This is a genomic window from Nocardia higoensis NBRC 100133, assembly GCF_000308595.1.
In the GTDB taxonomy this organism is placed as follows: domain Bacteria; phylum Actinomycetota; class Actinomycetes; order Mycobacteriales; family Mycobacteriaceae; genus Nocardia; species Nocardia higoensis.
This window is the reverse complement of sequence record NZ_BAGA01000013.1, coordinates 1-24,456: the sequence shown is the minus strand read 5'-3', so window position 1 is coordinate 24,456 and position 24,456 is coordinate 1. Positions and strand designations below refer to the sequence as shown.

23 protein-coding genes are annotated in these 24,456 nt (G+C 64.8%); 12 read left to right on the top strand and 11 right to left on the bottom strand.

Going from position 1 to position 24,456, the window contains the following annotated elements; translation table 11 throughout:
- On the bottom strand, nt 1-906 hold a 906-nt coding region (locus tag ON26_RS02280), incomplete at its 3' end, for a cytochrome P450 family protein (RefSeq protein ID WP_174375355.1).
- A gap of 607 nt (nt 907-1,513) precedes the next feature.
- Between ON26_RS02280 and ON26_RS02275 the strand changes: the two genes are divergently transcribed.
- Nucleotides 1,514-2,779: an NsdA family TPR-like regulatory protein gene (locus tag ON26_RS02275; protein WP_040794261.1), complete on the top strand. Its 1,266-nt coding sequence runs from the start codon at nt 1,514-1,516 to the stop codon at nt 2,777-2,779.
- A 27-nt stretch (nt 2,780-2,806) separates the two neighbouring features.
- On the opposite strand, the gene ON26_RS02270 is transcribed toward ON26_RS02275, so the two are convergent.
- Nucleotides 2,807-3,475 carry an HAD family hydrolase gene (locus ON26_RS02270; protein ID WP_040794260.1) on the bottom strand — a complete coding sequence of 223 codons (669 nt, stop codon included), beginning with the start codon at nt 3,473-3,475 and terminating at the stop codon, nt 2,807-2,809.
- Between the two features lie 317 nt (nt 3,476-3,792).
- Here ON26_RS02270 and ON26_RS02265 point away from each other — a divergent pair, with 317 nt between their 5' ends.
- From ON26_RS02265 to ON26_RS33810, 3 genes are all read left to right on the top strand, one after another.
- Entirely contained in the window at nt 3,793-4,749 is a 957-nt protein-coding gene (locus tag ON26_RS02265) for an AAA family ATPase (RefSeq protein ID WP_040794259.1), read from the top strand.
- A 170-nt stretch (nt 4,750-4,919) separates the two neighbouring features.
- Nucleotides 4,920-7,355 (top strand): S8 family peptidase, encoded by a 2,436-nt coding sequence (locus ON26_RS02260; protein WP_245545691.1) that lies wholly within the window; start codon nt 4,920-4,922, stop codon nt 7,353-7,355.
- A gap of 165 nt (nt 7,356-7,520) precedes the next feature.
- Entirely contained in the window at nt 7,521-7,673 is a 153-nt protein-coding gene (locus tag ON26_RS33810; protein WP_218000532.1) for a hypothetical protein, read from the top strand.
- Nucleotides 7,674-7,705: 32 nt separating this feature from the next.
- On the opposite strand, the gene ON26_RS33095 is transcribed toward ON26_RS33810, so the two are convergent.
- Together ON26_RS33095 and ON26_RS02250 are read right to left on the bottom strand one after the other, a co-directional pair.
- Complete coding sequence (locus ON26_RS33095; RefSeq protein ID WP_157171761.1) at nt 7,706-8,092, bottom strand: hypothetical protein; 387 nt, start codon at nt 8,090-8,092, stop codon at nt 7,706-7,708.
- A 152-nt stretch (nt 8,093-8,244) separates the two neighbouring features.
- Entirely contained in the window at nt 8,245-8,517 is a 273-nt protein-coding gene (locus ON26_RS02250) for a hypothetical protein (protein ID WP_157171760.1), read from the bottom strand.
- Between the two features lie 176 nt (nt 8,518-8,693).
- Here ON26_RS02250 and ON26_RS02245 point away from each other — a divergent pair, with 176 nt between their 5' ends.
- The 4 genes from ON26_RS02245 (at nt 8,694) to ON26_RS02230 (ending at nt 11,634) form a co-directional block, all read left to right on the top strand.
- Nucleotides 8,694-9,449, top strand: a complete 756-nt coding sequence (locus ON26_RS02245; protein ID WP_083883670.1) for a radical SAM protein — start codon at nt 8,694-8,696, stop codon at nt 9,447-9,449.
- 16 nt (nt 9,450-9,465) lie between these two features.
- A complete protein-coding gene (locus tag ON26_RS02240) occupies nt 9,466-10,005 on the top strand; it encodes a class IV adenylate cyclase (RefSeq protein WP_040794267.1) in 540 nt (179 codons plus the stop codon).
- Nucleotides 10,006-10,126: 121 nt separating this feature from the next.
- A complete protein-coding gene (locus tag ON26_RS02235; RefSeq protein ID WP_040794256.1) occupies nt 10,127-11,167 on the top strand; it encodes an asparaginase in 1,041 nt (346 codons plus the stop codon).
- Nucleotides 11,167-11,634, top strand: a complete 468-nt coding sequence (locus ON26_RS02230; RefSeq protein ID WP_040794255.1) for a PPC domain-containing DNA-binding protein — start codon at nt 11,167-11,169, stop codon at nt 11,632-11,634. Before ON26_RS02235 ends, ON26_RS02230 begins: the two co-directional genes overlap by 1 nt.
- A gap of 199 nt (nt 11,635-11,833) precedes the next feature.
- Here ON26_RS02230 and ON26_RS02225 read toward each other — a convergent pair.
- The 5 genes from ON26_RS02225 to ON26_RS02205 all read right to left on the bottom strand — a co-directional run bounded on the left by ON26_RS02225 (nt 11,834) and on the right by ON26_RS02205 (nt 18,262).
- A protein-coding gene (locus ON26_RS02225) for an IS3 family transposase (protein ID WP_085998937.1) occupies nt 11,834-12,975 on the bottom strand; the annotation gives its coding sequence in 2 pieces (ribosomal slippage) (nt 11,834-12,708 and nt 12,708-12,975; 1,143 coding nt in all).
- A gap of 595 nt (nt 12,976-13,570) precedes the next feature.
- Entirely contained in the window at nt 13,571-14,539 is a 969-nt protein-coding gene (locus ON26_RS33090; RefSeq protein WP_157171759.1) for a hypothetical protein, read from the bottom strand.
- Nucleotides 14,540-15,338: 799 nt separating this feature from the next.
- Nucleotides 15,339-16,493 carry an acetyl-CoA C-acetyltransferase gene (locus ON26_RS02215; protein WP_040794265.1) on the bottom strand — a complete coding sequence of 385 codons (1,155 nt, stop codon included), beginning with the start codon at nt 16,491-16,493 and terminating at the stop codon, nt 15,339-15,341.
- A gap of 75 nt (nt 16,494-16,568) precedes the next feature.
- The gene (locus ON26_RS02210) at nt 16,569-17,192 is read right to left on the bottom strand and encodes a TetR/AcrR family transcriptional regulator (protein ID WP_083883669.1); all 624 of its coding nucleotides are present in this window, start codon (nt 17,190-17,192) and stop codon (nt 16,569-16,571) included.
- 119 nt (nt 17,193-17,311) lie between these two features.
- On the bottom strand, nt 17,312-18,262 hold the full coding sequence (locus tag ON26_RS02205) for an MBL fold metallo-hydrolase (RefSeq protein ID WP_245545690.1): 951 nt from the start codon (nt 18,260-18,262) through the stop codon (nt 17,312-17,314).
- A 65-nt stretch (nt 18,263-18,327) separates the two neighbouring features.
- On the opposite strand from ON26_RS02205, the gene ON26_RS02200 reads away from it, so the two are divergent.
- Entirely contained in the window at nt 18,328-18,741 is a 414-nt protein-coding gene (locus ON26_RS02200; protein WP_040794264.1) for a MerR family transcriptional regulator, read from the top strand.
- Between the two features lie 39 nt (nt 18,742-18,780).
- Here the strand turns inward: ON26_RS02200 and ON26_RS02195 are convergent, their stop codons facing one another.
- Together ON26_RS02195 and ON26_RS02190 are read right to left on the bottom strand one after the other, a co-directional pair.
- On the bottom strand, nt 18,781-19,599 hold the full coding sequence (locus ON26_RS02195; protein WP_040794251.1) for an SDR family oxidoreductase: 819 nt from the start codon (nt 19,597-19,599) through the stop codon (nt 18,781-18,783).
- Nucleotides 19,596-20,786 (bottom strand): acyl-CoA dehydrogenase family protein, encoded by a 1,191-nt coding sequence (locus ON26_RS02190; RefSeq protein ID WP_051026545.1) that lies wholly within the window; start codon nt 20,784-20,786, stop codon nt 19,596-19,598. Before ON26_RS02190 ends, ON26_RS02195 begins: the two co-directional genes overlap by 4 nt.
- Nucleotides 20,787-20,887: 101 nt before the next feature.
- Between ON26_RS02190 and ON26_RS02185 the strand changes: the two genes are divergently transcribed.
- From ON26_RS02185 to ON26_RS02175, 3 genes are all read left to right on the top strand, one after another.
- A complete protein-coding gene (locus ON26_RS02185) occupies nt 20,888-22,474 on the top strand; it encodes a FadD3 family acyl-CoA ligase (protein WP_040794250.1) in 1,587 nt (528 codons plus the stop codon).
- Nucleotides 22,474-23,430 (top strand): enoyl-CoA hydratase, encoded by a 957-nt coding sequence (locus ON26_RS02180; protein ID WP_051026543.1) that lies wholly within the window; start codon nt 22,474-22,476, stop codon nt 23,428-23,430. Before ON26_RS02185 ends, ON26_RS02180 begins: the two co-directional genes overlap by 1 nt.
- Nucleotides 23,430-24,456, top strand: a 1,027-nt coding sequence (locus ON26_RS02175; RefSeq protein ID WP_040794249.1) for an acyl-CoA dehydrogenase family protein, incomplete at its 3' end; no start/stop codon positions are given. The genes ON26_RS02180 and ON26_RS02175, both read left to right, overlap by 1 nt.

The following is a 24,456-nucleotide window of genomic DNA, read 5'->3' as shown; positions in this document are numbered from 1 at the left end:
CTCGTTGCCGAAGATGTTGCCGCCCATCACGGCCGGGTCGTTGTTGCAGGCGGCCAGGCTGATCACAATCGGCTGATGCGCGGGCACCCAGGTATCGCCGATGAGCTGCGGTTGACGCGGATACGACATGCAGAAGTTCGCCAACGGCGGATCACGGAACAACACGTGGGTCAGCGCGTCACGGGTCGAGACCTCCCCCGCGACGACCCGGCCCCCGAAGTCCGGGCGGCTCATCATCAGCGACACCGTGTTGACGATCAGATTCGTCAACGGCTCACTCGCCGCCGCATACAGGGTGAACAGCTGGTGGACCAGTTCCGCATCGTCCAGACCGGCCGGATGCGCAAGCAGCCAGGACGTGATGTCCTCCCCCGGCCGGGCACGTTTACGGGCGACGAGTTCCGCCAAGGCCCCCACCGCCAGGCGGTTCCCCTCCCCCGCGTCGGCGGTGGAGTCGAACATCATCGCCATCCCGGCGGCGGCCCGATCGCTGATCTCGGGATCGCACCCGATCAGTTCGCCGATCACCTCGAAGACCAGCGGGCGGGCGTAGTCGCCGAGCAGATCGGCCCGGCCGGCGGCGCTGAACCCGTCGATCAACCGCGCGGCACTGCGCTCGACCACATCGTGCAGCGCGGTCAGATCCACACGCCCCAGGGCGTCCACGTTGGCCGCGCGATACCGCGCATGCTCGATCCCACTGCTGCGCAGAGCATTCGGACGCTTCTGCATCATCGGCAGCACCGGGCACCCCCGCGGTATGTCACGCTGCCAGGAACTGGGATCGGCGGGGAAGTGCTCGGAATCGTTGAGGATTTTCAGTGCGGTCCAGTAGCCGATCACCAACGTCGCCGGAACCCCTGGAGCCAGCCAGACCGGCACCAGCGATCCGAACCGTGCACGCATCCGGGCGTACTCGGCGTGCGGGTCGGATGCGAATTGGTCGGTGTAGAGCGGGACACGCGACGCGTTGTCGGCATCAGGTGGCGAGCCACGACCGATGGGGCAAAGACTGGAGGCAGCGCCGGTGAATTGCCTCGCGGACGAGGCGGTAACCCGCGGTTTCGCACCGTATCGGACACTCGGGCAGTCGACACGTCCGGAACCCATTGTCCGGACATCAGCCCGACCGCCGGGACCGCCCCGCTTATCGTGCGCGCGCCGGATCTCATTGGGCTGCACAGAGATCAGTGCGGGCGACTTCCGAGACTCGACAAGAAATGGCACGAGCACACCAAGAGCTGCCAGCGGAAGAACCGCTAGAAAGACACACACTTCGTACACGGACATCTGAGATCTCCTGGGACACACGAGAGTTGGGATGCAGCCTGTGCATGCCTGCTCCCGACATCAGGCTGCGGACCCCAGAACCCGACGACGGGGCGAGTGTTTGGGGCACACGCAAGCGTGACCGCAGTGTGCGTATAAAAGAAGGCCATACAGGCGGACATCATGTGGCCGCTTTTGGCGAAGTAGGTCGCGGGATAGCCACTATCCGGTCTATCGTCGACCCATGGCAAAAACCGGGAACGCGGCCTTGAAAGCCGCACGTGTGGCGCTTGGATACCGCTCCCAAGCCGCACTCGCTGACGCAGTTACCGAGACCGCGCGCAACATCGGACTACGGGTCGAGGTGTCCGCGCGCACCGTTCGTCGCTGGGAATCGGCCAATCCGTCCTTCCCTCAGACGGAACATGTCACCGCACTGGAAGCACTGTTCGACCGCCCGATCACGGAACTCGGCTTCATTCCCCCGTGGGCTGATGGAAAGTCGGCCCACGGGACCGATGTCCGTCCAGCTTCCGCTCGCCAACGAATCATGTTGCGCAGCAGCAATCTGCCGCGTCTCACCACGGCGGGCGCCGCCGACTACGCGACCATCACCGCTGCACACCGCCGCTTCTACTGGACCCTCTCGGCATCGAGCCTGCATCACTCCGTCAAAGAACACGCCCACCTAGGCATGGAACTCCTCGAGCGTGCCGAGGGCCGCGCCCTGACGATCCTCGCCCCAGCCGTTGCCGAATCCAACTTGCTCTCCGGCCGTTTGGAGTTCTTCGACCTGGACAAGCCAGCCGAAGCGCACCATAGCTTCGGGGCCGCTCTACAGGCAGCCCAGCAAGCTGACGACTCTCTCCTCGGTGCGGCGGTTCTCGCGCACATGGCATTTGCGCCAGCCTTCTCCGGTGACCCTCAACGTGCCGAGGAGGCGCGCGAACGCATCGCAGCTGCACGAGCCTTCGCGCGCCGTGGTAGGGCAAACGGGGAATTCATCGCATGGCTCGACGCGGTGGCTGCCGAGGTCGACACGCGTTTCGGCGATGCGAAAGCCGCGCTTGCCCACATCGCCCACGCCGAGCAGTCTTACGCAGCCTTCGACCCTGCCGCCGACCCCTCACCGCTCTGGCTGGACTGGTTCTCGCCGACCCGACTGGGAGGATTCAAGGCAAACACCCTCATATCGCTGGGCCGTGGCCGCGAAGCCGCCGAAACCCTACGTCAAGTTCTCGATGAACTGCCCGCTGCCGCAGTCAAACAGAGGGCGGTGTATCTCGCGGATGCAGCAGCGGCAGCGGTCTTGCTGGAGGACCCCGTCCAGGCGTGCGCATACCTCCAGCAGGCGCTGACCGGGATCAGCCAGCACTGGTACTCGACCGCGCTCGATCGAGTGAAGGCCGTGCGGGCAACGCTTCGACGTTGGGACTCACTGCCAGCCGTACGCGAACTCGATGAGCGTCTCTACGACTGGCATACCACCGTCCATTCGCTCATCGGATAGGTGCCAGGCAGCTACTGCCCGGCGCGCTCAGTGGGAGTGGAGCGCGCCGGCATCGGCTGCAACAAGAGCAGGGAGTTCGGTCAGGAGGTCGATACGGAAGTCGGCCAGTTCGTCCAGCAAAGGCGAGTCTCGGTGGATCCACCCCCATGGGCCGCGCTGGATGAACGCCGTCCGCATTCCGACCGCCTTAGCCGGGGCAATGTCGTTGTCGAGGCGGTCACCGACATACAGGATGTCGTCAGCTGGCATCCCTGTCTCCTCGACGATCCGATCGAAGAACGCGGTGTCGGGCTTGGATACGCCCCAGTCGTCGGAGGTCGCGATGAAGTCGCAGGGTAGTTCGAGCCCGCGGAGCAGTCCGCCAGCGCGCACTGTCTGATTACCGACTACGCCCACCCAGATTCCCGATGCCTGGAGTTCGGAAAGGGCGGGGCGCACATCGGCATAGAGGTCTTCCTCGCCGAACCACTCCGGCTGACCTGCGGCGGCGCGGGCCTCTCGTTCGGCGGTGAGGTCGAACCCAGGGCGGAAGACCTGGAAGGTCTCGCGGTAGTCCAGCCCTTGAGCGATGGTCGCGCCGAACACGGAGACGAACGTGTGGCGGGGAACTCCGAGCCAGTCAGCCCAGGTGCCGTATTCGCGCGTCTCGTCCACCAGGGTCTCGCCGACATCGAACACCACGGCCTGAATCGCCACGTGATTCCCTCCTCACGATTTGCACACCTTCAACCCGCTGCGCGGGGTATGGGCCGAAAGAGTAGTCCGAACCCCATGCTCATGTGTCTATGGCCAGACGGCTCGGCTTAACGTTCGCCCATGGGCGCACCACTCTCTGGCTGGACTGCTTGGCATATGAGACGGCTATGTGTTGGGAAGCGACCGCCCTGCGGCGTGTTGGAGATCTGACGGCCTGCGCCTACGGTTCGATGCAGCTCGCGAACTCATCCACGGTACGCTTCGCTCCCTGATGGGTAAACTGAGCATAGAGATCCACGTGGTAAAGGAGGCGGGGAATGGCGCGTTCTGACCTGCTTCTCGACCTCGTCGAAGCCGAACGACGGGGGGACCGTGACCGCTTTCGGATGCTTGTTGAAGCTGTAATCGCCGAGGAACGCGCGAAGCAGCATCATCTTGTAGCGGATCGTCTATCTGAAATCATCACGACCACAGGCCAAGGGGTGCCCCGTGACGAGCACGCAACTGCTGTGCGTGATCTTGTCGCGGAGATCCTCCCTCAACGTCGGATGGACGAACTCGAACTAGAGCCTGTCACTCGTCGCGTGCTGACCGAACTGGTCGAAGAACAAAAGCGTTCGGAGCTGTTGCGCAGCTATGGAATCGAGCCCCGAAACCGTCTCCTTCTATCAGGTCCGCCTGGCAACGGCAAGACCAGCGTCGCTGAGGCAATCGCCGCAGAGTTGATGCTCCCGTTCTACGTAATCCGCTACGAGGGAGTGGTGTCCAGCTTCCTCGGCGAGACGGCCGCCCGGCTTGACCAGGCTTTCGAGTTCGTGAGGACTCGCCGTTGTGTACTGTTCTTCGACGAGCTCGACACCATAGCCAAGGAACGATCCGACGAGCATGAGACAGGGGAGATCAAACGTGTCGTATCGACGCTCCTCCTTCAGGTAGACCGGCTTCCCGCCCACGTCATTCTGATCGGGGCAACCAACCATGGTGAACTGCTTGACCGGGCGGCATGGCGTCGATTCCAGATCCGGGCTGAACTACGTGCCCCAAGCCGTGCACAGGCGACGAAGTACCTTGAAAAGCTCGCGGCGAGACTCGGTGGTGATCTTGGTTACACGCCTCGTACACTGGCCGATAGGCTGGCGGGATCGAGCTACGCCGAACTGGAGGAGTTCGCACTCGACGTCCGCCGCCGAGCTGTTTTAGAACTGCCCGACGTCGACCTCCGTCGAATCGTTCAAGAAAGGCTTGAGCACTGGCGCAAACAAGTAACGGAGTAACGGGGGAACCTCGTCCACTTCTCGCGCTCAACTCACCTACCACAGGGGACCGCCCGAAGTCGCCGCAGCGACGGCCGCCTTCGCTCCATAAGCCGACCCACGCTCGTCAAGTCACCAGGCTTTCCCCCAAGTTCAAGGCTCTCGCAGATGCGTTTGCCAATCAGCGCGCCGTGTTGGCGAACGGGCAGGTCGACGAAATCGATCCCGAACTTGTGCTCGTCTTCGACCTCGCGGGCACGATCCAGCAGTTCCGCAACGCAATCGATCGAATCGAAGGCTTCGAGTTCCTTACTGAACTGCTCGATGACGAGTCCGAGGCCGACGACGACTTCCACATGCTCGACGAAAACTCCAACCGAGCCGAAAAGCCCGTCGCGCACTCCCTATATCTGGTTATGTCCAACGCACAGGCCGCCAACCAGCTCATACAGTTATTCGATCGCTGGGAAGCGGACCCTACCGCGTCCTTCGACCGGGGGCTCGGAAAGTTCAAGACTGCATTCGAACAACTCAGAGACATTCGTAGGTGGGACGTCACCGACCGGATTCGAGACACGGGATTGCTCGAGCAGTGGAACGAGCGACTGCAAGTGGTCGGACAATCTCCAAGTCCGGTCATGGTCGAGATCGAGTTGTGGTTCCGCCGGACCGCGGAGGAGAGGGCAGCGGCCCAGAGCCATGTGGAAGGTCTCGTCAACGCCGTCAACGGACGTGTAGTGGATGGCGCTCAAATCACCCCCATCGCATACCACGGTCTACTGGTCGAGATCCCCGTTCAACATGTCCAGTCCGTCCTCCGCGAGGGCGCCGAGTCGATCCAACTCCTGTCTGCCGAAGACATCATGTTCGTCAGCCCTTACACACCGATGTCAGTCGGCACACCCTCCTCGGACCCTCTGGAAACAGCAGGACTTCCGAAGGCCGAACGGCTCAAGACCAAGCCGCGTATCGCACTGTTGGACGGCTTGCCGGTTATCAACCACGATGCCCTGGTCGGGCGGCTCGTCGTCGACGACCCCGACAGCCTTTCCGACGCCTACGCAGTCAGCTCACGACGTCATGGCACATCTATGGCATCGCTGATCATTCACGGTGACCTGTCTGCCACCCAACAACCTCTTGATCGGCCTCTGTACGTTCGCCCGATTCTGCAACCCCATCCGTGGCAGCCCGGATACGAACAGCCAGTTGAGGGCAAATTGTGGATCGACTTGTTGCATGGAGCCATACGGCGAATCTTCCACGGCGATGGTCAGCACGAGGGGGTCGCCCCCAGCATCCGCATCATCAACTTGTCGATCGGTGTCGAATCGCGCGCGCTGGTCCGACGTATCAGTCCACTCGGCAAACTGCTCGACTGGCTCTCGATCGAGTACAACGTGCTCTTCGTCGTCAGCGCCGGCAACCACCTGAACAGCCGACTCGCCATACCTGCCGAAGCGGCATCAAACATACAGACCGCACGTGTCGAAGCGATCAAGGCCGCCCGCAACAATGCCCGTTCCCGAGGGATACTTCCGCCCGGAGATTCCCTCAACGCTCTGACCGTCAGTGCCACACATGCCGACGCAGCTGGTGCCATAGCCGATTCAGACACAGTATGGGACCTTCTGGATCTGGGGATGCCAGCTCTCTACGGAGCAGTCGGACCGGGGGTGGGCAGGTCTGTGAAGCCCGACCTGCACCATGTAGGCGGACGGGCTCTCTACGTCAAACCCGTACCCGCGAACGGGCATCCAACCGTGGAACTCGAACTCGCCAACACGAGCACATCAGGTCCCGGCAATCGTGTCGCTGCTCCAGGTCGATTTGGTGCCACGAACGCCACCGTGTTCACGCACGGCACCAGCAACGCCACCGCGCTGGTCACCCGCGAGGCCAGCCATATTTTCGACATTCTCGAATCCGGGGCCGATAGTCCCGCCGATGTACCATTCCCCGATGCTCAGTTCCACCCGGTCTTGACGAAAGCCCTGCTCGTCCACGCCTGCGACTGGGGTGACCTTCGTCAGAAGTTGCAGCAGATACTGGCCATGGATTCCAGGACTGCCCGACGGGACCTCACCGCATTGCTGGGATACGGCGTACTCGCGGTTGACCGGTTGGGGGCCGCTGCGACAAACCGAGCAGTGCTGGTTGCCGGTGGCTTGATCGAACGAGATCAGCGTCATACTCATTGGATTCCGCTGCCAGCATCACTTCATGCAAAGGCCGCATGGCACCGATTCACCATCACCCTCGCATATATGGCCCCCACCGCTGGACAGCTCACTAAGTACCGCAGCGCCAAAGTGCACTTCGAGATCGATGACCGAGCGACAGGTGGTTCACGCGCGCAGGCAGATCACAACTCTGTGCGCCGCGGTACCTGTCAGCACGAGGTGATCGAGGGCAACCGCACTTTGCGACTCGCCGACGATGGTCGTCTTCCCGTCCATGTAGATTGCATGGACGACGCACAGAAACTATCGAAGCACGACAAGCTTCGTTACGGGCTGGTTGTATCGGTCGAGACTGCTGTAACCACTTCAACCACAATTCACCAGGAAATCCGCACGAGTCTTCAGGCGCAAGCGCGTGTCGGCGTGAGGGCGCGATCTCGCTAAGAGCTCCTAACAGGATCGCTCGACTGGCAATGGATCTGACCGTGGTGCAGCATGTTGAACGTAGCGGCACCGTGGATAGTGGATGACGAGTTGTGGGCGGTAATCGAGCCGCTACTGCCGGTTCAGGCTCCGGGGACACTCGGGCCTGCCCGGGTGGACGACCGCTTGGTGTTGCACAGAGTGACCGCCGGACGCTGGATCGTCGAGCAAACCCTGGCGCTGCTGCACCAGCACCGGCGCCCGGCCGTCCGCTGGGAACCTCGCGCCGATATCCTTCGTGGTTTCCTCGACCTCGGCGTGGCCTTGATCTGCTTATAGCGAAGGCTCCGCAATCGATCCCGTAGGAGCCCTTAGCTATAGCCTCGCCGTACCCAGTCCTCGAATTTTTCTATGTCGTGCTTGGCAACACTATCCCCCAGTGCGGCGATCCTTCGAAACGTACGGCTTAGTTCGTTCAGCTTTTCTATGGTGTCATACATACGCACCGACTCGGGTTTGTTCGGCTCGCGACGAAACAGCCCCTGTGTAGTTGGTATCCCGTGAGCGAGATCGTTACGAAAATCTTTTGCCCTACGGAACTCTTTGAGAAATTCCCCGAATCCTGGAGTGGGTGAACCGTTAGATTCTTGCTCCGCGAGGAGTTTCTTCAACTTGTCAAACAACTGCCCGAATGTCATCTGGTACATGTCGTCGCTTCGGTATCCACCATGCACACGCATGATGTCGAACCCAGCCATGAACATGTTCCCTGCCTCAATTACAGCTTCCCCCAAAGCTTGACAGTACTTCGGGTGATCCGGATGGCGACGATCGGCAGCGGATCGCGCAGTGTGGCGTGATGGCGACATTTGCCCCCCTGAAGGTAAGTAAGGGAGTCAGAGTACACGCCTCAAGGCAGGATGCAAAAATTCGCCGAAGCACTCGAGTCGCGACTGCGCACCGCAATCGCGTGGCGGTACGTGCAATCGAGGCAGGAAGCCACCGCGTTCAGACGACTCACCGTGAGCAGGGCCAGTCGGGCCTGGGTGCAGTCGGGAAACGCACCGAGGTAGATGCCGAACAGCCGACCCACCTCGCGCCGTGCCAGCGCGAAGCGCACGTCATCGCGGTGCCAGAACCGTGCTGGAACCGCGCCGGGATCGAACATGCTGCGCCGACTCATGGTGCCCCACCTCGCGGGGGGAAGATAAGCATTATCGCGCTGTCGCGCAACGTGTTAAAGGCCGTGCGGCAGACTCGGCGGTGTCATTGCGTGGGCTGGTCCCACAGTTCCGGTCAATCTCTTCTCGCCTGCTCAGGTTCCACGCTGATTCCAGCAACCACGAGAGGGGCACGCCGATGAAACCGCTGAGTTCCGCGATGGCTCCCGAAGCCGCGGCCATGAACGACGGCCTACCGATCCGGGTGCATCGGGACCGCACCCTGCGCGTGAAAGTAATCGATGCGTGCGGGATGGCCTGCACCTTCTGTCACAACGAGGGCACGCCGGTGGCGGCCGACAATATCGGTGCTGCCACGGCATCGATGACTGGGCGGGGGCGGTCTGGGCGGGTGTCGATCTATCTATCGAGCAACGGTGCACGCTTTCTGCCGGCTACCGTGGCACCGGACCGCGAGTTCATCGAAGCGCTGACTGGTTTGCACGCGGAACTGGACCTCGACGATGTCCACCTGACCGGCGGCGAACCGAGCCTGCACCCCCACCTCGCGAAGATTATCGCCGTGTGCACTGAGACCGGCTTTCGTGTCGGCATGACCTCGAACGGTGAGAACGTCGCACCGATCGCCGCCGCCTGTGCCCGTGCCGGGCTCGATCGCGTCAACTTCAGCATCTTCGGAACCACCGCCACTGAACTCGCACAGGTACAACACCAGAAGTTCGCCGACACCCGCCGAGCGACCCGAAAGATCGCGGTACTGCGCGATTCGGTCCGGGCGACACTCGATCACGGGCTTGGCGCCTCGGCCAACATCGTGGTTCCGAATTACGCACATGCCAAGCGCGTACGACGGTTGATCGACGGCGCGCTCGCCCGGGAGATCATCGAGCTGCGCGAGCACGAGTACCTTCGTTTGTCCCCCTCCCCCTCCTGAGAGCAAAGGATTCTTGATGCAGATCGAATATGAGGCAAAGGTACTGGGCATCGATCCGGAGGCCACAGCGAAGGCCATCATCGCCAGTGGCGGTCGCCGCAGGGCCGCGACAGCGCTGTTGCGGCGTTACGTCTACGACGTCGCCCCCGGTGACAACAGCCGATGGATCCGGCTGCGCGATAATGGATCCCAATCGTCGGTGACGGTCAAGGAGATCCGGCACGACGGTATCGACGGCACCGATGAGGTCGAGGTCGGGGTGTCCTCGTTCGAGACCGCCGCTGAACTGCTGGACCGACTCGGGTTCACCGCCCGCAACTATCAGGAGAATCGGCGCACCAGCTTCGAGCTGGAAGGCGCTCTGCTCGAGATCGACGAATGGCCCCTCATCCCGCCTTACCTCGAGATCGAGGCGCACTCACGAGAAGAAGTCGTGCGGGTCGCGGCCCTGCTCGGCTACGGCGAGGAGGAACTGACCGGGGAGAACACCGTGAAGATTTATGCACGTCACGGCATCGATCTGCTCTCGCTGAATCGGGTCGGTTTCAACGATTGACCGACCTGATATCGGTGATGAGACGCGGCGACCGGGTCTGGTAGGTGTCGGCTGTTCGACGGCGATTCGACCGGCCTCGCAAGCGACGCTCGAACGCCACCACTCTCGATAGGCTGCCGAAGTGCCCACCGTCCAAACCCCGCGCCGAGTCACCGTTTTCGCACTCGGCGGCACCATCGCCATGTCCGGCAGTCACACCGGCGGAGTAGCGCCGACCCTGACAGCCGAACAACTCCTCGCGGCCGTCCCCGGGCTTGCGGACAGCGCGGTAACCGTCGAGGTCGTCAACTTTCGTCAACTACCCGGGGCCTCGCTGACCATCCCCGATATCACCGCACTCGCCGCGGCGATCTGTGACCAACCCGCGGACGTCGACGGCACGGTGGTCACCCAGGGCACCGACACCATCGAGGAAACCGCGTACCTGCTCGACCTGCTCCATTCCGGCCCGGCACCGATCGTGGTCACCGGAGCCATGCGCAACCCCACCCTCGCCGGAGCGGACGGTCCGGCCAACCTCCTCGCCGCCATCCTCACCGCCGCGCATCCCGACGCCCGCGAACTAGGTTGCCTCGTGGTCTTCAACGACGAGATCCACGCCGCGCGCGACGTCCGCAAAACCCACACCACCAGCACCGCCACATTCCGGTCTGCCACCACCGGCCCTGTCGGTTACCTCGTGGAGCACACGCCACGCTTCCACCACAGAACTCTCGACCGCTACACAGTGCCCGCTGAACCCGGTGATGATCAGCGAGTTGCACTGATTCCGGTCGTTCTGGGCGACGACGGCACCACGCTCGAGGCCATCGCGGACCGGGCCGACGGGATAGTCCTTGCGGCGATGGGGGCAGGCCACGTCCCCGGCGTCCTGGTACCTGCGCTGGATCGGCTCGCGGAGAACATCCCGGTGGTGCTCGCCTCTCGTACGGGAGCCGGACCGGTGCTCGAATCCACCTACGGATTCCCCGGATCCGAACGCGACCTCCTTGCCCGTGGCCTCATCTCCGCCGGCGACCTCCATCCCCTCAAGGCTCGCCTTCTCCTGCACGCCGTACTCGCGACTGGAGCCGACCGGTCGATCATCCATCGGGCGTTCGCCGCCGCCGGCGGATACGCCCCTTCTCACACCTGGCCTTGGCCGACGACAGTGGAGGTCTGATGCGATCCCGGGAAGTCATTCTCGGCCGGTCCTTCGCGGTCGTGTTCGACCACGGCGACGATTTCTACTCGGCTCTGACCGAGTTCTGCCGTGACAACGACCTGCGCAGTGGCTACATCCCATCGTTCATCGCCGGGTTCAGCGAGGTCGATCTCGTCGGCACCTGCGAGCGCATCGACAACCCGGACGAGCCGGTCTGGTCGAAGGTTCATCTACGCAATGTGGAAGCGTTCGGAGGCGGCACCCTGGCCTATGACCCCGAGACGGGCCTGGTCAAGCCACACATCCATGTGGCTGTCGGGCTCAAGGAGTATTCGGCGACCGGTCACACCAGTCATCTTCTCGGTGCGCGGGTGCAGTTCCTGACCGAGATGATCATCACCGAAGTGATCTCGCCGGAACTGCACCGGACACCCCAACCGGACATGTTCGATGTTCCGCTGTTGAGATTCGGCTCCGGCCGCTGAGACACTCCAACCTGGTCGTACCTGCGGTGCAGCGAGCGAGTTCGGGGAGTGAGGATTCGCGTAGCGACTCGTCCGGCGCCCGCTCGGCGAGGTCGGCGCCAATACTCCGATCAGAAAATTTTCTGGTAGTCGGCTGGTCGCTCTGGCCAGTCCCCGATAACGCGACCACCCGGAAGTAGAGTCCGGGTTGTTCGTCATCTCAGTTGATCCCACAATCCACCGGATGGTGGGTATGGGTGCAGGCCGCAGCGTACTCGGCCGGCGTCCGGTAGCCCAGCGCTGAATGCCGGTGCCGCAGGTTGTGGTCGGATTTGAAGTCACCGATCACCACACGGGCCTCGAGCAAGGAAGTCCAGTGGTTGCGGTTGAGGCACTCGGTGCGCAACCGGCGGTTGAACGACTCGATGTAACCGTTATTCCAGGGCGTACCGGGCGGGATATAGGTAATCCCGACCCGATCAGCGCAGAACCGTTGCAGCGCTTCGGAAATCATCTCCGGACCGTTGTCGCAACGCAGCACCTTCGGGACACCCCGGGCAGCGAACACCCGGGCGCGCTCGGTGACGAATTTCTCGCCGGTGATGGAGCGTTCGACCAGGTGCAGCAGTGACTCACGGGTGTGTTCATCAACCATCGAAGCGATCTTCACCGCTCGTCCGTCGACGGTGGAATCGAACTGGAAGTCCAACGCCCACACCGTGTTCGGCGCGTCCGCAGCGACGGCCGGCACAGACGAGGACCCGAGACGTTTACGGCGGTGATGCACCCGCACCTGCAGGCCCTCCTGCTTCCACAACCGGTGGACTCGCTTGCGGTTCACCCGATGCCCCTCGTCGAACCGCAACGCCGCCCACGCCCGCCGGAACCCGTGACACGGATTCTTACGCGCGTAATCGCGCAGCCAGGCCCTGGTCCCGCCATCGGGATCATCCGGCGATTGATCGATCGGCAGTCGTCGGAACGTGGACCGATGCAGCCCGACAACCTTGCAGGCGAACCGTTCGGACATGCCCTTGACCTGTAAGAGCATGTCCACCGCCCGCCGCTTGGCCGCCGGGCCTAAAATTTTCCCTTCGCGATCTCCCGCAGCGCGTCCTTCTCCAACTCGGCATCCGCGAGCAGCCGCTTCAGCCGGGCGTTCTGCTCGCGCAGATCCTTGAGCTCTTTGGCGGCATCGGTGTCCATCCCGCCGTACTGGCGGCGCCAGTTATACAACGTCGCCGGCGATACCTGCAGGTCAGCGGCGATCTCCTCACCCGAAGCCCCCGCGGCGGCCAACTCATCGGCACGGCGCAGCTTCCGCACGATCTCTTCCGCGGAGTGCCGTTTCCGTCCTGCCATGGTTCTGATTGTCCCTTCCGGCCCCTGACCAGGGCCAACGGGACTCTAGTTCGAGGTGGTCTCATTCACCGGGGACAGACCAGCTCACCGACGGCATCGAGCACTGAGTGCCGTTGGCGGGCTGCGTCCGTGCGCGTCGGCGGCGTGTCCAGCCAGGCAGATTCCGGGTTATCCAACTGCGAAGAAATGCGTGCCATGCAAGGATTGGACTGTCTGGTCGATCACACGGCGCAGCGAAGGGGGCGGGTCATGGAGCGTGCGACGGTCTACCGCTGAACATCCGCAACGGCACCGGCGTGCTGACTCGATCAGACGGCTCACTGGCGTGGTTTCACTTGTCCACTGTGGACAAGGGTGACGTTTTCACGCTGAGTGAAGGCGATCCAGTCGACGTCGAGATCGAGGACCTTACCCAGGGGGAGTATGAATGTCGAGCAGTTTCCATGCGCAGGGCCAGAGAATAGTTGTTGCAGCGGCAGCGTTGGGCTTGTGCCGCAACGATTTTGGCACAGCTGACACAAGGATTCCCTGATCGACCGCCCTGCGTGATACGAAGTCGGTGATGATACTGTCGCATCCGCCTCTATCGCGCTGCTTACGTATTTGACCTCATTCTTTGCGCATTTAGCGGATAGTGGGACCACGGGTACCGACCGAGAAGTTCGTCGATCTTGTAACCCGCAACGATATTGCTCGACCAGTCTTCGTCGAGCATGCAACTCGAAAAATGCCTCAAATCGATTCCCGTATCGCTCCACCATATGCCACTGAAAGAGTCCCGGTTATCGACTTCGACGCCGTCCAAGTCTTCGGCGAAACCACTCTTGCGGAATTGACATTTCACCTCCGATTCGGAGGCACCGCAGCACCATGCGATGACGAGATCCCTGGACCAGTGCGACCACGTCTGCGCCAAGCCGTGCGTGGTGCCTATCCTTTGCAATGTTCCTGGCCTCCGCAGCAACCGACTGAGGACGAGATCACGGCGCCGCGCTCCGGCAGCGTCGAAGGGTATCGACCAGGTGTGGAGATAGCGACCTTCACTCTCGTGGGTTGACTCAGGATCGTCTTTCCAAATTACATCGTAATTGCCTTCGTTGAATAAAGCGGGCCGCAAGGAGAAGCCCTGCGGCACGCGAAGGACTAGCCCAGCGGTCGATAGTGAATCGGCAAGGACCAGCAGTCCGTCCTTGAGACTGCGGGGGCGCAATCCCGGAACGCCTCGCAGTCCACCGTAGTCGTGGTCATGGTGCGGCAAAAGTCGATGAACGACTGCATACGCCATTGTGGGATGCGGCTCAAGCCACAGGAATCCCGTCTGAACCGGCTTAGCCTTCTGGATTCCCAGTAGCGCTCCGTCGAGTTGACTGTCACCAAACGCTCCGGCCAATTCATGCGCCGCAATCGCCTCGAGTCTCCTCTGATCTAAAGTCGATGCCTCGGGCACCGGCCGTTGCCGGCTGATCAGCCCCTGATCAAACCACTTCTGACTCTCGGTGTAACACACGCCGGTCGCAGCAGAACATATTCTTGCCGTCTGCGACCTGTTCGTCGACTTAGTCACGCTCTTCTCCAAAGGCCACGGTCCGGCGGCGTGAGGGCCCAGGACCCGCGGCTAGAACACTGACCAAGCGGGCGCTCAAATCCGCTCGTTGATCTGGATCACAGTCTTCCACCAAGGATTTCGCGGCACGCACGATAACAACTACGCGAATGACCCTCGTCAGGACTACGACACATGGCACCAAGACCATGAGTGAGGTAGCTCCAAGCGCGGACATACCACATCCTCCGTGCTGTCCGGCTCAGCAGTCAGAGGCAGGTCAAAGCATCCTGCGCAACAAATCGAAGTCTCTGCACACGTATGGAGGGTGAGCATCCTTGAGACTCGTCGCAGGCCACGCCGGATACCCACAACATCGAGCCGCGCCCCCGTGCCGGGCACCACTGCAGTGTAACCCATTGCTGCGATACCGTGAGATCGGGGATGCCAACCCTATCCGCAAGTTTCGGATCGCTGGTACAATCCATTAAGTGCCTGTGGCCCAACATCTTTCGCTGCTGGCGGCGTAACCAACTGCGCTCGGCGGACCTAGACACTCGGCCAGGATCTGCGAGATCTCCCTCTTCTAACCTGTTTGGTGCAAAGTCAAGGTTTGCCTGTAGACGCCGGGGTGCGCCGCAGCGACCGCTTCTCGGGAGCCTCGCTACTTGATCCTGCCTCAAGGAGTTCGGCAATAGCTGCGAACCTCACGTGTCGTGATCCGACGAATGCTGTACGCACGGACTCTTGTCACGTTGCGTCTTTCGAAGGCGTCGGTCGGTGCGGGGCGGCGGACAACCGCGCCCCGTACCGTCCAGGGTCAGGAGTTCAGGCGCTCGATGATGGTCACGTTGGCCGTGCCGCCACCCTCACAGATGGTGAGCAGGCCATACCGCCCATTCCGCCGCTCGAGCTCGTTGAGCAGGGTGGCGAACAGCTTCGCGCCGGTCGCGCCGAGCGGGTGGCCCAGCGCGATCGCGCCGCCGTTGACGTTCACCTTCTCCGGATCCGCGCCGGTCTCCTTGATCCAGGCCAGCACCACCGGGGCGAAGGCCTCGTTGATCTCGACCACGTCGATGTCGTCGATGGTCAGGCCGGTCTTCTCCAGCGCCCACTTGGTCGCCGGGATCGGCGCGGTGAGCATCATGATCGGGTCGGCGCCGCGTGCGGAGACGTGGTGGATGCGGGCGCGAGGCTTCAGCCCGTATTCCTGCACCGCCCATTCCGAGGCGAGCAGGGTGGCGCTCGCGCCGTCGGAGATCTGGCTGGCCACGGCGGCGGTCAGCGGGCTGCCTTCGGCCAGGGCGGGCAGGGAGGCCATCTTCTCCAGGGTGGTCTCGCGCGGGCCCTGGTCGATCCAGAAATCGCCGACCGGCACGATCTCGTTGTCGAAGCGGCCGTTCTTGATGGCGTCGCGGGCGCGTTCGTGGCTGCGCAGCGCCCAGCGCTCCATGTCCTCGCGGGTGATATCCCACTTCTCGGCGATCAGCTGCGCGCCGCGGAACTGGGAGACCTCGTCGGTGCCGTAGCGGTGGTCCCAGCCCTGCGCGCCGACGAACGGCGAGTCGAAGCCGTACTCCTTGCCCGCCAGCATGGCCGCCGAGATCGGGATGGCGCTCATGTTCTGCACGCCGGCCGCGACGATCACCTCGGCGGTGCCGCTCATGATGGCCTGGGCGCCGAAGTTGATGGCCTGCTGGCTGGAACCGCACTGGCGGTCCACGGTCACGCCGGGGACCTCTTCGGGGTAGCCGGCGGTCAGCCACATGGTGCGGCCGATATTGCCCGCCTGCGGGCCGACATTGTCGACACAGCCGACGATCACGTCGTCGACGACGCTCGGGTCGAGCGACTGACGGTCGAACAGGCCGCGCAGGGCGGCCGCGCCCAGGTCGGCCGGGTGCACACCGGCCAGCGCACCACCGCGCTTGCCGACGGGAGTGCGCACGGCGTCGACGACATAGGCGTCACGCAACGGGGCATAGGGGCGGCGGGCGGAGGGTGCGGACATCAGAACTCCTAGTGGGGCGCGGCGGCGCGCGCGATGGCGCTACGCCTGGTCGGTGCGCTCGGGCACGGTCAGTCCGTCGAGCACGATGGTGAGGTATTGCTTGGCGAGGGTGTCGACGGTGATCGGTCCACCGGGGCGGTACCAGCGCACCGCCACCCACACGGTGTCGCGCAGGAAGCGGTAGGCCAGTTCCACGTCCAGCTCGGGCCGGAAACTGCCGTCCGCGACGCCGTTGGTGAGCACCTTGTGCCACAGCGCGCGGAACTCGCGGTTGTATTCGTCGATGTAGGCGAATCGTTCGGCGTCGCGCAGCCGCTTGGCCTCGGCCTGGTAGATGGCCACGGCCGCGTGGTAGCGGTCGAAGGATTCGTAGGAGGCGAGCACCAGGGCTTCCAGGGTGGCGCGCGAACTCAGGCCCGCGGCGACGATCTCGCGGTAGCGGCCGAACAGATCGTCGAGGAAGCCGCGCAGGATCTCGTCGACCATCGATTCCTTGGAATCGAAGTGGTGGTAGAGACTGCCGGACAGGATGCCCGCGGAGTCGGCGATGTCGCGCACCGTCGTCGCACGCAGGCCTCGCTCGGCGAACAGCTCGGCCGCCAAAGCCAGCAATTCGTTGCGCCGTGCTGATTTCGAGGTCTCTGGGGCCGTCACAAGAGCCATGATACAACCAAGCGTTTGCTTGGTACCAGTGGGTGAGGTAGAGACCCGCTGAAAGATCCTGCCATCATCCCGCCTTCCGCCACTGGCAGCCACGACGGCCGCTGCGAGTATTCAGCGCACTACTGGCCGACCCCACTGTCCGAATGTGCCGAGAGATGACGGGTTGCGTCGTGGTCATGGGTGGGGATGACTGTGGCGCAGTGACGCGCCAGGTGCAGGCGGTGCAGGGTCTTGAAGGTGAGGTCGCGGTCGTTGTCGGCGAAACTGCCCGGAAAGGCGGATTTCTGACGAATCTCCTCGATCTGCAGAGAATGCCAGGCGGCATCACCCGCCAACAGAATCCAGCCGCGCCGGGTGTGGGCGAGGATGCCGATGCTGCCGGGGGTGTGGCCGGCGAGGTCGACCAGGACGACGCTGCCGTCGCCGAACAGGTCGTGGCTGCGGGTGAAGGTGAGGATCGGCGGGCCGTCGAGATCGTATTCGACCAGGGGACGATCCTTCAGCGCATCGCGCACGCCGCCGACCGGAGCGACCGCGCCTCGAGAGATCCAGTGGTACTCGGCGCTGTGCAGGTACACCGGCAGACCCGGCAGATCGAGCAATCCGCACACATGATCCCAGTGCGCGTGTGTCGGTAGCGCGAAATCCACGGGAGGCAAGGCGGATTCGGCTTCCAGGGCGGTGATCGTCGGGATGGTGTCCGACGGTGGGCGCACGGCCATCCGCAGCGGTCTCGGCAGCTGCGCGATGGCGCGATGATCGGCATCGATGCAGTAGCCCGGATCGACGAGGAAGGTCGCTTCCGGGTGCTGGACCACGAAAGAGGTCAGCGAGTTGGCGATGCGGCGCGGCGCGAAGCGTCCTTCCACGACAGCGGCTGTCGGCACCAACCGTGGCACCTGCGCCAGGGAGGTCACCGTGACGGTGCGCCGGGCGGTGGGCAGTCCCGCATCGGTGATCGAACGCAGGAACCGCTCGTCGGCACGCCGCGGTCGCAGCGCGCCGTGCACGGAACCGACTGCCGCGGCACAGCATTCGAACAGGCTCGGGGTACGTACTGGATCAGACACGATGGCACGGTAATACTTCATGTCGACATGAAGTAAAGAGGTGCATTGTGACCACAACCCGGACGATGAGGATCGGTGACGCCGCAGCCGCCCTCGGTGTCGAGGCGCATGTGCTCCGGCATTGGGAATCCGTCGGTCTGCTCACGCCGCCGCGCAGCCCGTCGGGTCATCGCAGCTACGACGAGAACGTCCTCGACTCCGCGCGGCTGATCCAGATCCTGCAACGCGCCGGACTGTCCCTCGACGAGATGCGCCGACTCGGCCACAGCGCCCACGAGGGACGCCTGGCGCTCATCGCCGCCCATCGCGCTCAGGTGCGTGACCGAATCGCTTTGCTGCAGGCCACCGACCAGTTCCTCGAACACCTCACCGCCTGCCGCCACCCGGTCATCGCCGAATGCCCGGAATGCTCGGACTTCACCAAGCGGGGTAAACGCGCCGCACGGCTGAATTCCCGGATCGGCGAGAGTCCGGCATAACCGCCGGACACGCGCACCACACCCCCGGGAATCGAATCTTCAGGCTCGCTGGCTGCTGATCGAGACGACCTCGCCGGTGAGGTAGGTGGTGTAGTCGCTGGCCAGCATGGCGATGGTCGCGGCCACTTCCCACGGCTCGGCGGCGCGGCCGAACGCCTCGCCCTCGGAGAGGCGGTCGAGCAGTTCGGTCGAGGAGACCTTGTCCAGGAAAGCATGCCGGGCGATGCTCGGCGCGACGGCGTTGATCCGCACGCCGAATTCGGCGGCCTCGATCGCGCTGCATCGGGTCAGCGCCATGACGCCAGCCTTGGCGGCCGCGTAGTGGGCCTGCCCGTACTGCGCGCGCCAGCCGAGCACACTGGCGTTGTTGACGATCACACCGCCGTGCCCGGCCGAGCGGAAGTAGTTCAGCGCCGCCCTGGTGCAGCGGAAGGTGCCGTTGAGAGTGATGTCGAGGACGCGATCCCACTGCTCGTCGGTCATATCGGCCACCGGTGTCTCGCCGCCGAGGCCGGCGTTGTTGACCATGATGTCGATGCGTCCCAGCGCCGCGGCGGCGCCCTTCACCAGGTCGTCGACCTGCGTGGTGCTCTGCACGTCGCAGGCGATCGCGGCGATCCGGCGGTCGGGGAACTCGCCTTTCAGCTCGATCTCGGTCTCGCCGAGGCGGCGCTCGTGCCAGTCGGAGATCACCACGTCGGCGCCCTCGGACAGCAGTCGCCGCGCGGTGGCCGAGCCGATACCAGTGCCCGCGGCCGCGGTGATCACCGCGACACGTCCGGTGAGCAGGCCGTGACCGGCCACCGGCTGCGGAGCCACCGACAGCGGGCCGCCCGGGTTCTGTCCACTCTCGCTCACGGCCGGGCCTCCCTCGGCAGACCGAGCACCCGCTCGGAGATGATGTTGCGCTGCACTTCGTTCGAACCTCCGTAGATCGTGTCGGCGCGGGTGAACAGATACAGCCGCTGCCATTCGTCGAGATCGTCCGCGCCGGCCACCAGGCCCTCGGCGCCGCGGACCGCCATCGCCAGCTCGCCGAGCCCGCGATGCCAGTTGGCCCACAACAACTTCGCCACCGAGGCCTGCCCGGATTCGTCGATGCCGTGCCCGGCCATGGTGCGCAGGGCGTGTGCGCGCAGCACCCGCAGGCCGACCCAGGCGCGGTCGATGCGGTCGGCCAGCAGCGGATCGTCCACGGCGCCGGTGCGTTTCGCCAGGTCCTCGATGTCGGCCAGCTCGCGGGCGAAGCGGATCTGCTGGCCGAGGGTGGAGATGCCGCGCTCGACGGCGAGGGTGCCCATCGCCACCCGCCAGCCGTCACCCGGCGCGCCGACCACGAGATCGGCGTCGGTGCGGGCGTCGTCGAAGAACACCTCGTTGAATTCCGAGGTGCCGGTGAGCTGGATGATCGGGCGCACCTCGATGCCGGGCTGCTTCATCGGCACCAGCAGATACGACAGGCCCTTGTGCCTGCTCGAGCCCTTCTCGGTGCGGGCCACCACGAAGCACCAGTCGGCCACGTGGGCCAGCGAGGTCCAGATCTTCTGGCCGTTGATCGACCACTGGTCGCCGTCGAGATGGGCGGCGGTGGTGATGGCGGCCAGGTCCGAGCCCGCGCCCGGTTCGGAATAGCCCTGGCACCACAGCTCGGTGACGTTGCGGATGCCGGGCAGGAAGCGGCGGCGCTGCTCCTCGGTGCCGAAGGCCAGCAGGGTCGGGCCGAGCAGTTCCTCGCCCACGTGCGAGACCCGCGCGGGCGCGTTCGCCCTGGCGTACTCCTCGTGGAAGATCACCTGCTGGCGGACGCTGGCATCGCGTCCGCCGTATTCCTCGGGCCAGCCGAGGCAGGTCCAGCCCGCCGCGGCCAGGTGCCGGTCCCAGGCGAGCCGTTCGTCGAAGGCCTCGTGTTCACGGCCGGGGCCGCCGAGTCCGCGCAGCTCACGGAATTCGCCGTCGAGATTCTCCGCCAGCCATTCGCGCACTTCGGCGCAAAACCGCGCGTCCTGTGCGGCGGTGTCGGATTCTGAGGTCTGGATCGCAACCACGCCGGTAGGATAACCTACCAAGCACTTGCTTTGTAGAGCGCTTGCTCGAGTCGGCACCGGTTCGATGCCGAGGGGCGCGCGCACCGACGGTGAGGAAATCCGTGACCGTTCCTGCACAGACGACACCGCTGGCCCTGCACGAGGCGGCCCGCGCGTACGGCGACGCGCCCGCGCTCGCCGACGGCGAGGTCCGCCTCGACTGGGCCGGCCTGCTGGCCGAGGTCCAGCGCACGGCCCGCGCTCTCCTGGCGCGCGGCGTGCGCCGTGGCGACCGGGTGGCGATGTGGGCTCCCAACACCCATCACTGGGTGGTCGCCGCGCTGGCCGCGCAGTACGCCGGGGCGGCGTTGGTGCCGCTGAACACCCGCTATGTCGCCGACGAGGCCGCCGACGTGCTGGCCCGCGTGCATCCGGCGGCGCTGTTCGTCTCGGGCACCTTCCTCGGCCGCGACCGGCTGGCCGAACTGCGCGCGGCGGCACCGGAACTCGCGATCGAGACGGTCGTGGTGATCCCGGTCGAGCCGGGCACCGCGGTCCCGACCGACGAGCACACCCTGAACTGGGCCGATCTCGCGGCGGCCGCCGAGTCGGTCTCCCCCGAGGCGGCCGAGCAGCGTGCGCGCGAGGTCGAGCCCGACGACCTGTCCGACATCCTGTTCACCTCCGGCACCACCGGCCGCAGCAAGGGCACGCTGGTGGCCCATCGCCAGGCGCTGGCGGTGGTGCGGGCCTGGGCCGACTGCGCCACGCTGCGCACCGAGGACCGCTACCTGGTGGTCAACCCGTTCTTCCACAACTTCGGCTACAAAGCCGGGATCCTGGCGTGCGTGGTCACCGGCGCGACGATCGTCCCGCAGGTCACCTTCGACGTGCCGCAGACCATGCGGCTGATCGGCTCGGAGAAGATCACGGTGCTGCCCGGCCCGCCGACGATCTACCAGACCATCCTCGATTTCCCCGACCGCTCGTCCTACGACCTGAGTTCGCTGCGGGTCGCGGTGACCGGCGCGGCGACCGTGCCGGTGGTGCTCATCGAGCGGATGCGCGAGGACCTGGCCTTCGAGGTGGTGCTCACCGCCTACGGCCTGTCCGAGTCCGCCGGTTTCGGCACCATGTGCGACGCCACCGACGACGCGACCACGGTGGCCAATACCTGCGGGCGGCCGATCCCCGGTTTCGAGCTGAAGCTCGCCGATTCCGGCGAGGTGCTGTTGCGCGGCCCGAACATCATGCTCGGCTACCTCGACGACCCCGAGGCCACCGCCGAGGCCATCGACGACGAGGGCTGGCTGCACACCGGCGACATCGGCACCGTCGACGAGCGCGGATACCTGAAGATCACCGACCGGCTCAAGGACATGTACATCAGCGGCGGATTCAACGTCTATCCCGCCGAGGTCGAGCAAGCGCTGGCCCGGTTGGACGGCGTGGCCGAATCCGCGGTCGTCGGCATTCCGGACGAGCGGATGGGCGAGGTCGGCAAGGCGTACGTGGTGCCCAAGCCCGGCGCCACGCTCACCGAGGACCAGGTGATCGCGCACGCCAAGACCGTGCTGGCCAATTTCAAGGTGCCGCGGGCGATCGAGTTCCGCGACCGGCTGCCCTACAGCGCGGCGGGCAAAGTGCTCAAGCGGCATCTCCGTGACAGCGACAAGCGCGATGGCGAAAAACGTGAGGAGAATTCGTAATGTCAGACCAACCCGCCGGGGTGCCCGACGAAGGTGACGTCGTCACCTACGAACGGCGCGGCCGGGTCGCCGTCATCACGATGAACCGGCCCGACTACCGCAACGCGCAGAACTCGGTGATGACCTACGCCCTGGACGCCGCCTTCGTGCGCGCGGTCGAGGACGACGAGGTCGGGGTGATCGTGCTGGCGGGCAACGGCAAGCATTTCAGCGCGGGCCACGACATCGGCACGCCGGGCCGCGATCATCACGTGCACTACGAGAACAAGGCCGTGCTGTGGTGGGACCACGTCGACAAGGCGGGCGGCGATCAGCGTTTCGCCCGCGAGTCCGAGGTCTACCTGGGCATGTGCCGGCGCTGGCGGGAGATCCCCAAGCCGACCATCGCCATGGTGCAGGGCGCGTGCATCGCCGGCGGGCTCATGCTGGCCTGGGTGTGCGACCTGATCGTCGCCTCCGAGGACGCCTTCTTCTCCGATCCCGTGGTGCGCATGGGCATTCCGGGCGTGGAGTACTTCGCGCACCCGTGGATGCTCGGCCCGCGCCAGGCCAAGGAATTCCTCTACACCGGTGACCGCTTCGACGCCGCGACGGCCAAGGAGTGGGGCATGGTCAATCGCGTCGTGCCGCGCGCCGATCTCGAGGCCGAGACCTTCGCGCTGGCCGAGAAGATCGCGGCGATGCCGCGCTTCGGTCTCGCGCTGACCAAGAAGGCGGTCAATCAGGCCGAGGATCTGATGGGGATGCGCGCGGGCATGGACTCGGTGTTCGGCCTGCACCATTTCGCGCACGCGCACAATGCCGAGGTCGGCGCGGATTCGCTGGGCGGCATGAACGCCAGGAGCATGCGCGATACGGCGACCGCCTCCGAGAAGAACAGCACCGGCTCGGACAGCGCCGAGAAGAACGGAGCTGCCGAGAAGGCAAGCGCCGCAGAGAAGAACGGGACGGCCTGATGGATCTGGATCTGGATCAGGCGGCGCGGGAATTCCAGCGCGAGGTGCGGGATTTCCTGGCCGCGAACAAGCCCGCGCGGCCGCTGCCCTCGATGGATACCGCCGAGGGATTCGAGGCGCACCGGGAATGGGAGCGCACGCTCGCCGACGCCCGCCTCTCGGTGGTCGCCTGGCCGCGGGAGTACGGCGGCCGCGATTGCTCGCTGCTGGACTGGGTGCTGTTCGAGCAGGAGTACTACGCCGCGCAGGCGCCCGCCCGGGTCGGCCAGAACGGCATCTTCCTGCTGGCGCCGACGCTGTTCGAGCACGGCACGAAAGAACAGCTCGACCGGATCATGCCGCGCATGGCGCGCGCCGACGACATCTGGGCGCAGGCCTGGTCGGAGCCGGAGGCGGGCAGCGATCTGGCCGGCATCCGTTCGACCGCGCGACGCACCGAGGGCGGCTGGCTGCTCAGCGGGCAGAAGACCTGGAGTTCGCGAGCGGCGTTCGCGGACTGGGCCTTCGGTCTGTTCCGCAGCGACCCGGAGGCCGAACGTCACAAGGGCCTGACCTACGTGATGTTCCCGCTCACCGCCGAGGGCGTGTCGGTGCGGCCGATTCCCCAGCTCGACGGCGAGCCCGGTTTCGCGGAGATCTTCCTCGACGACGTGTTCGTCCCCGATCAGGACGTGATCGGTGCGCCCGGTGAGGGCTGGCGGGTGGCGATGAGCACCTCGAGCAACGAGCGCGGCCTCTCGCTGCGCAGTCCCGGCCGGTTCACCGCGACCGCGAGCAGGCTGATCGACCTGTGGGCCGAGCGCGCCGACGAATCCGACACCGCCCAGCGCGACGCCGTGGTCGACGCCTGGATCCGCAGCGAGGCCTATCGCCTGCACACCTGGGGCACCGTCACCCGGTTGAACGAGGGCGGCAAGCTCGGCGCGGAATCCTCGATCACCAAGGTGTTCTGGTCCGAACTCGACATCGCCATGCACGAGACCGCCCTGGATGTGCTGGGCACCGAGGCCGAGGAGGCGGGCGCCT

What these genes read in the sequence shown, in the direction of transcription:
- ON26_RS02275 (WP_040794261.1), top strand. Translation starts at nt 1,514, where the DNA reads ATGGCAAAAACCGGGAACGCGGCCTTGAAAGCCGCACGTGTGGCGCTT.
- ON26_RS02265 (WP_040794259.1), top strand. Translation starts at nt 3,793, where the DNA reads ATGGCGCGTTCTGACCTGCTTCTCGACCTCGTCGAAGCCGAACGACGG.
- ON26_RS33095 (WP_157171761.1), bottom strand. Translation starts at nt 8,092, where the DNA reads ATGGCTGGGTTCGACATCATGCGTGTGCATGGTGGATACCGAAGCGAC.
- ON26_RS02250 (WP_157171760.1), bottom strand. Translation starts at nt 8,517, where the DNA reads ATGAGTCGGCGCAGCATGTTCGATCCCGGCGCGGTTCCAGCACGGTTC.
- ON26_RS02245 (WP_083883670.1), top strand. Translation starts at nt 8,694, where the DNA reads ATGAAACCGCTGAGTTCCGCGATGGCTCCCGAAGCCGCGGCCATGAAC.
- ON26_RS02240 (WP_040794267.1), top strand. Translation starts at nt 9,466, where the DNA reads ATGCAGATCGAATATGAGGCAAAGGTACTGGGCATCGATCCGGAGGCC.
- ON26_RS02230 (WP_040794255.1), top strand. Translation starts at nt 11,167, where the DNA reads ATGCGATCCCGGGAAGTCATTCTCGGCCGGTCCTTCGCGGTCGTGTTC.
- ON26_RS02210 (WP_083883669.1), bottom strand. Translation starts at nt 17,192, where the DNA reads ATGGCTCTTGTGACGGCCCCAGAGACCTCGAAATCAGCACGGCGCAAC.
- ON26_RS02200 (WP_040794264.1), top strand. Translation starts at nt 18,328, where the DNA reads ATGAGGATCGGTGACGCCGCAGCCGCCCTCGGTGTCGAGGCGCATGTG.
- ON26_RS02180 (WP_051026543.1), top strand. Translation starts at nt 22,474, where the DNA reads ATGTCAGACCAACCCGCCGGGGTGCCCGACGAAGGTGACGTCGTCACC.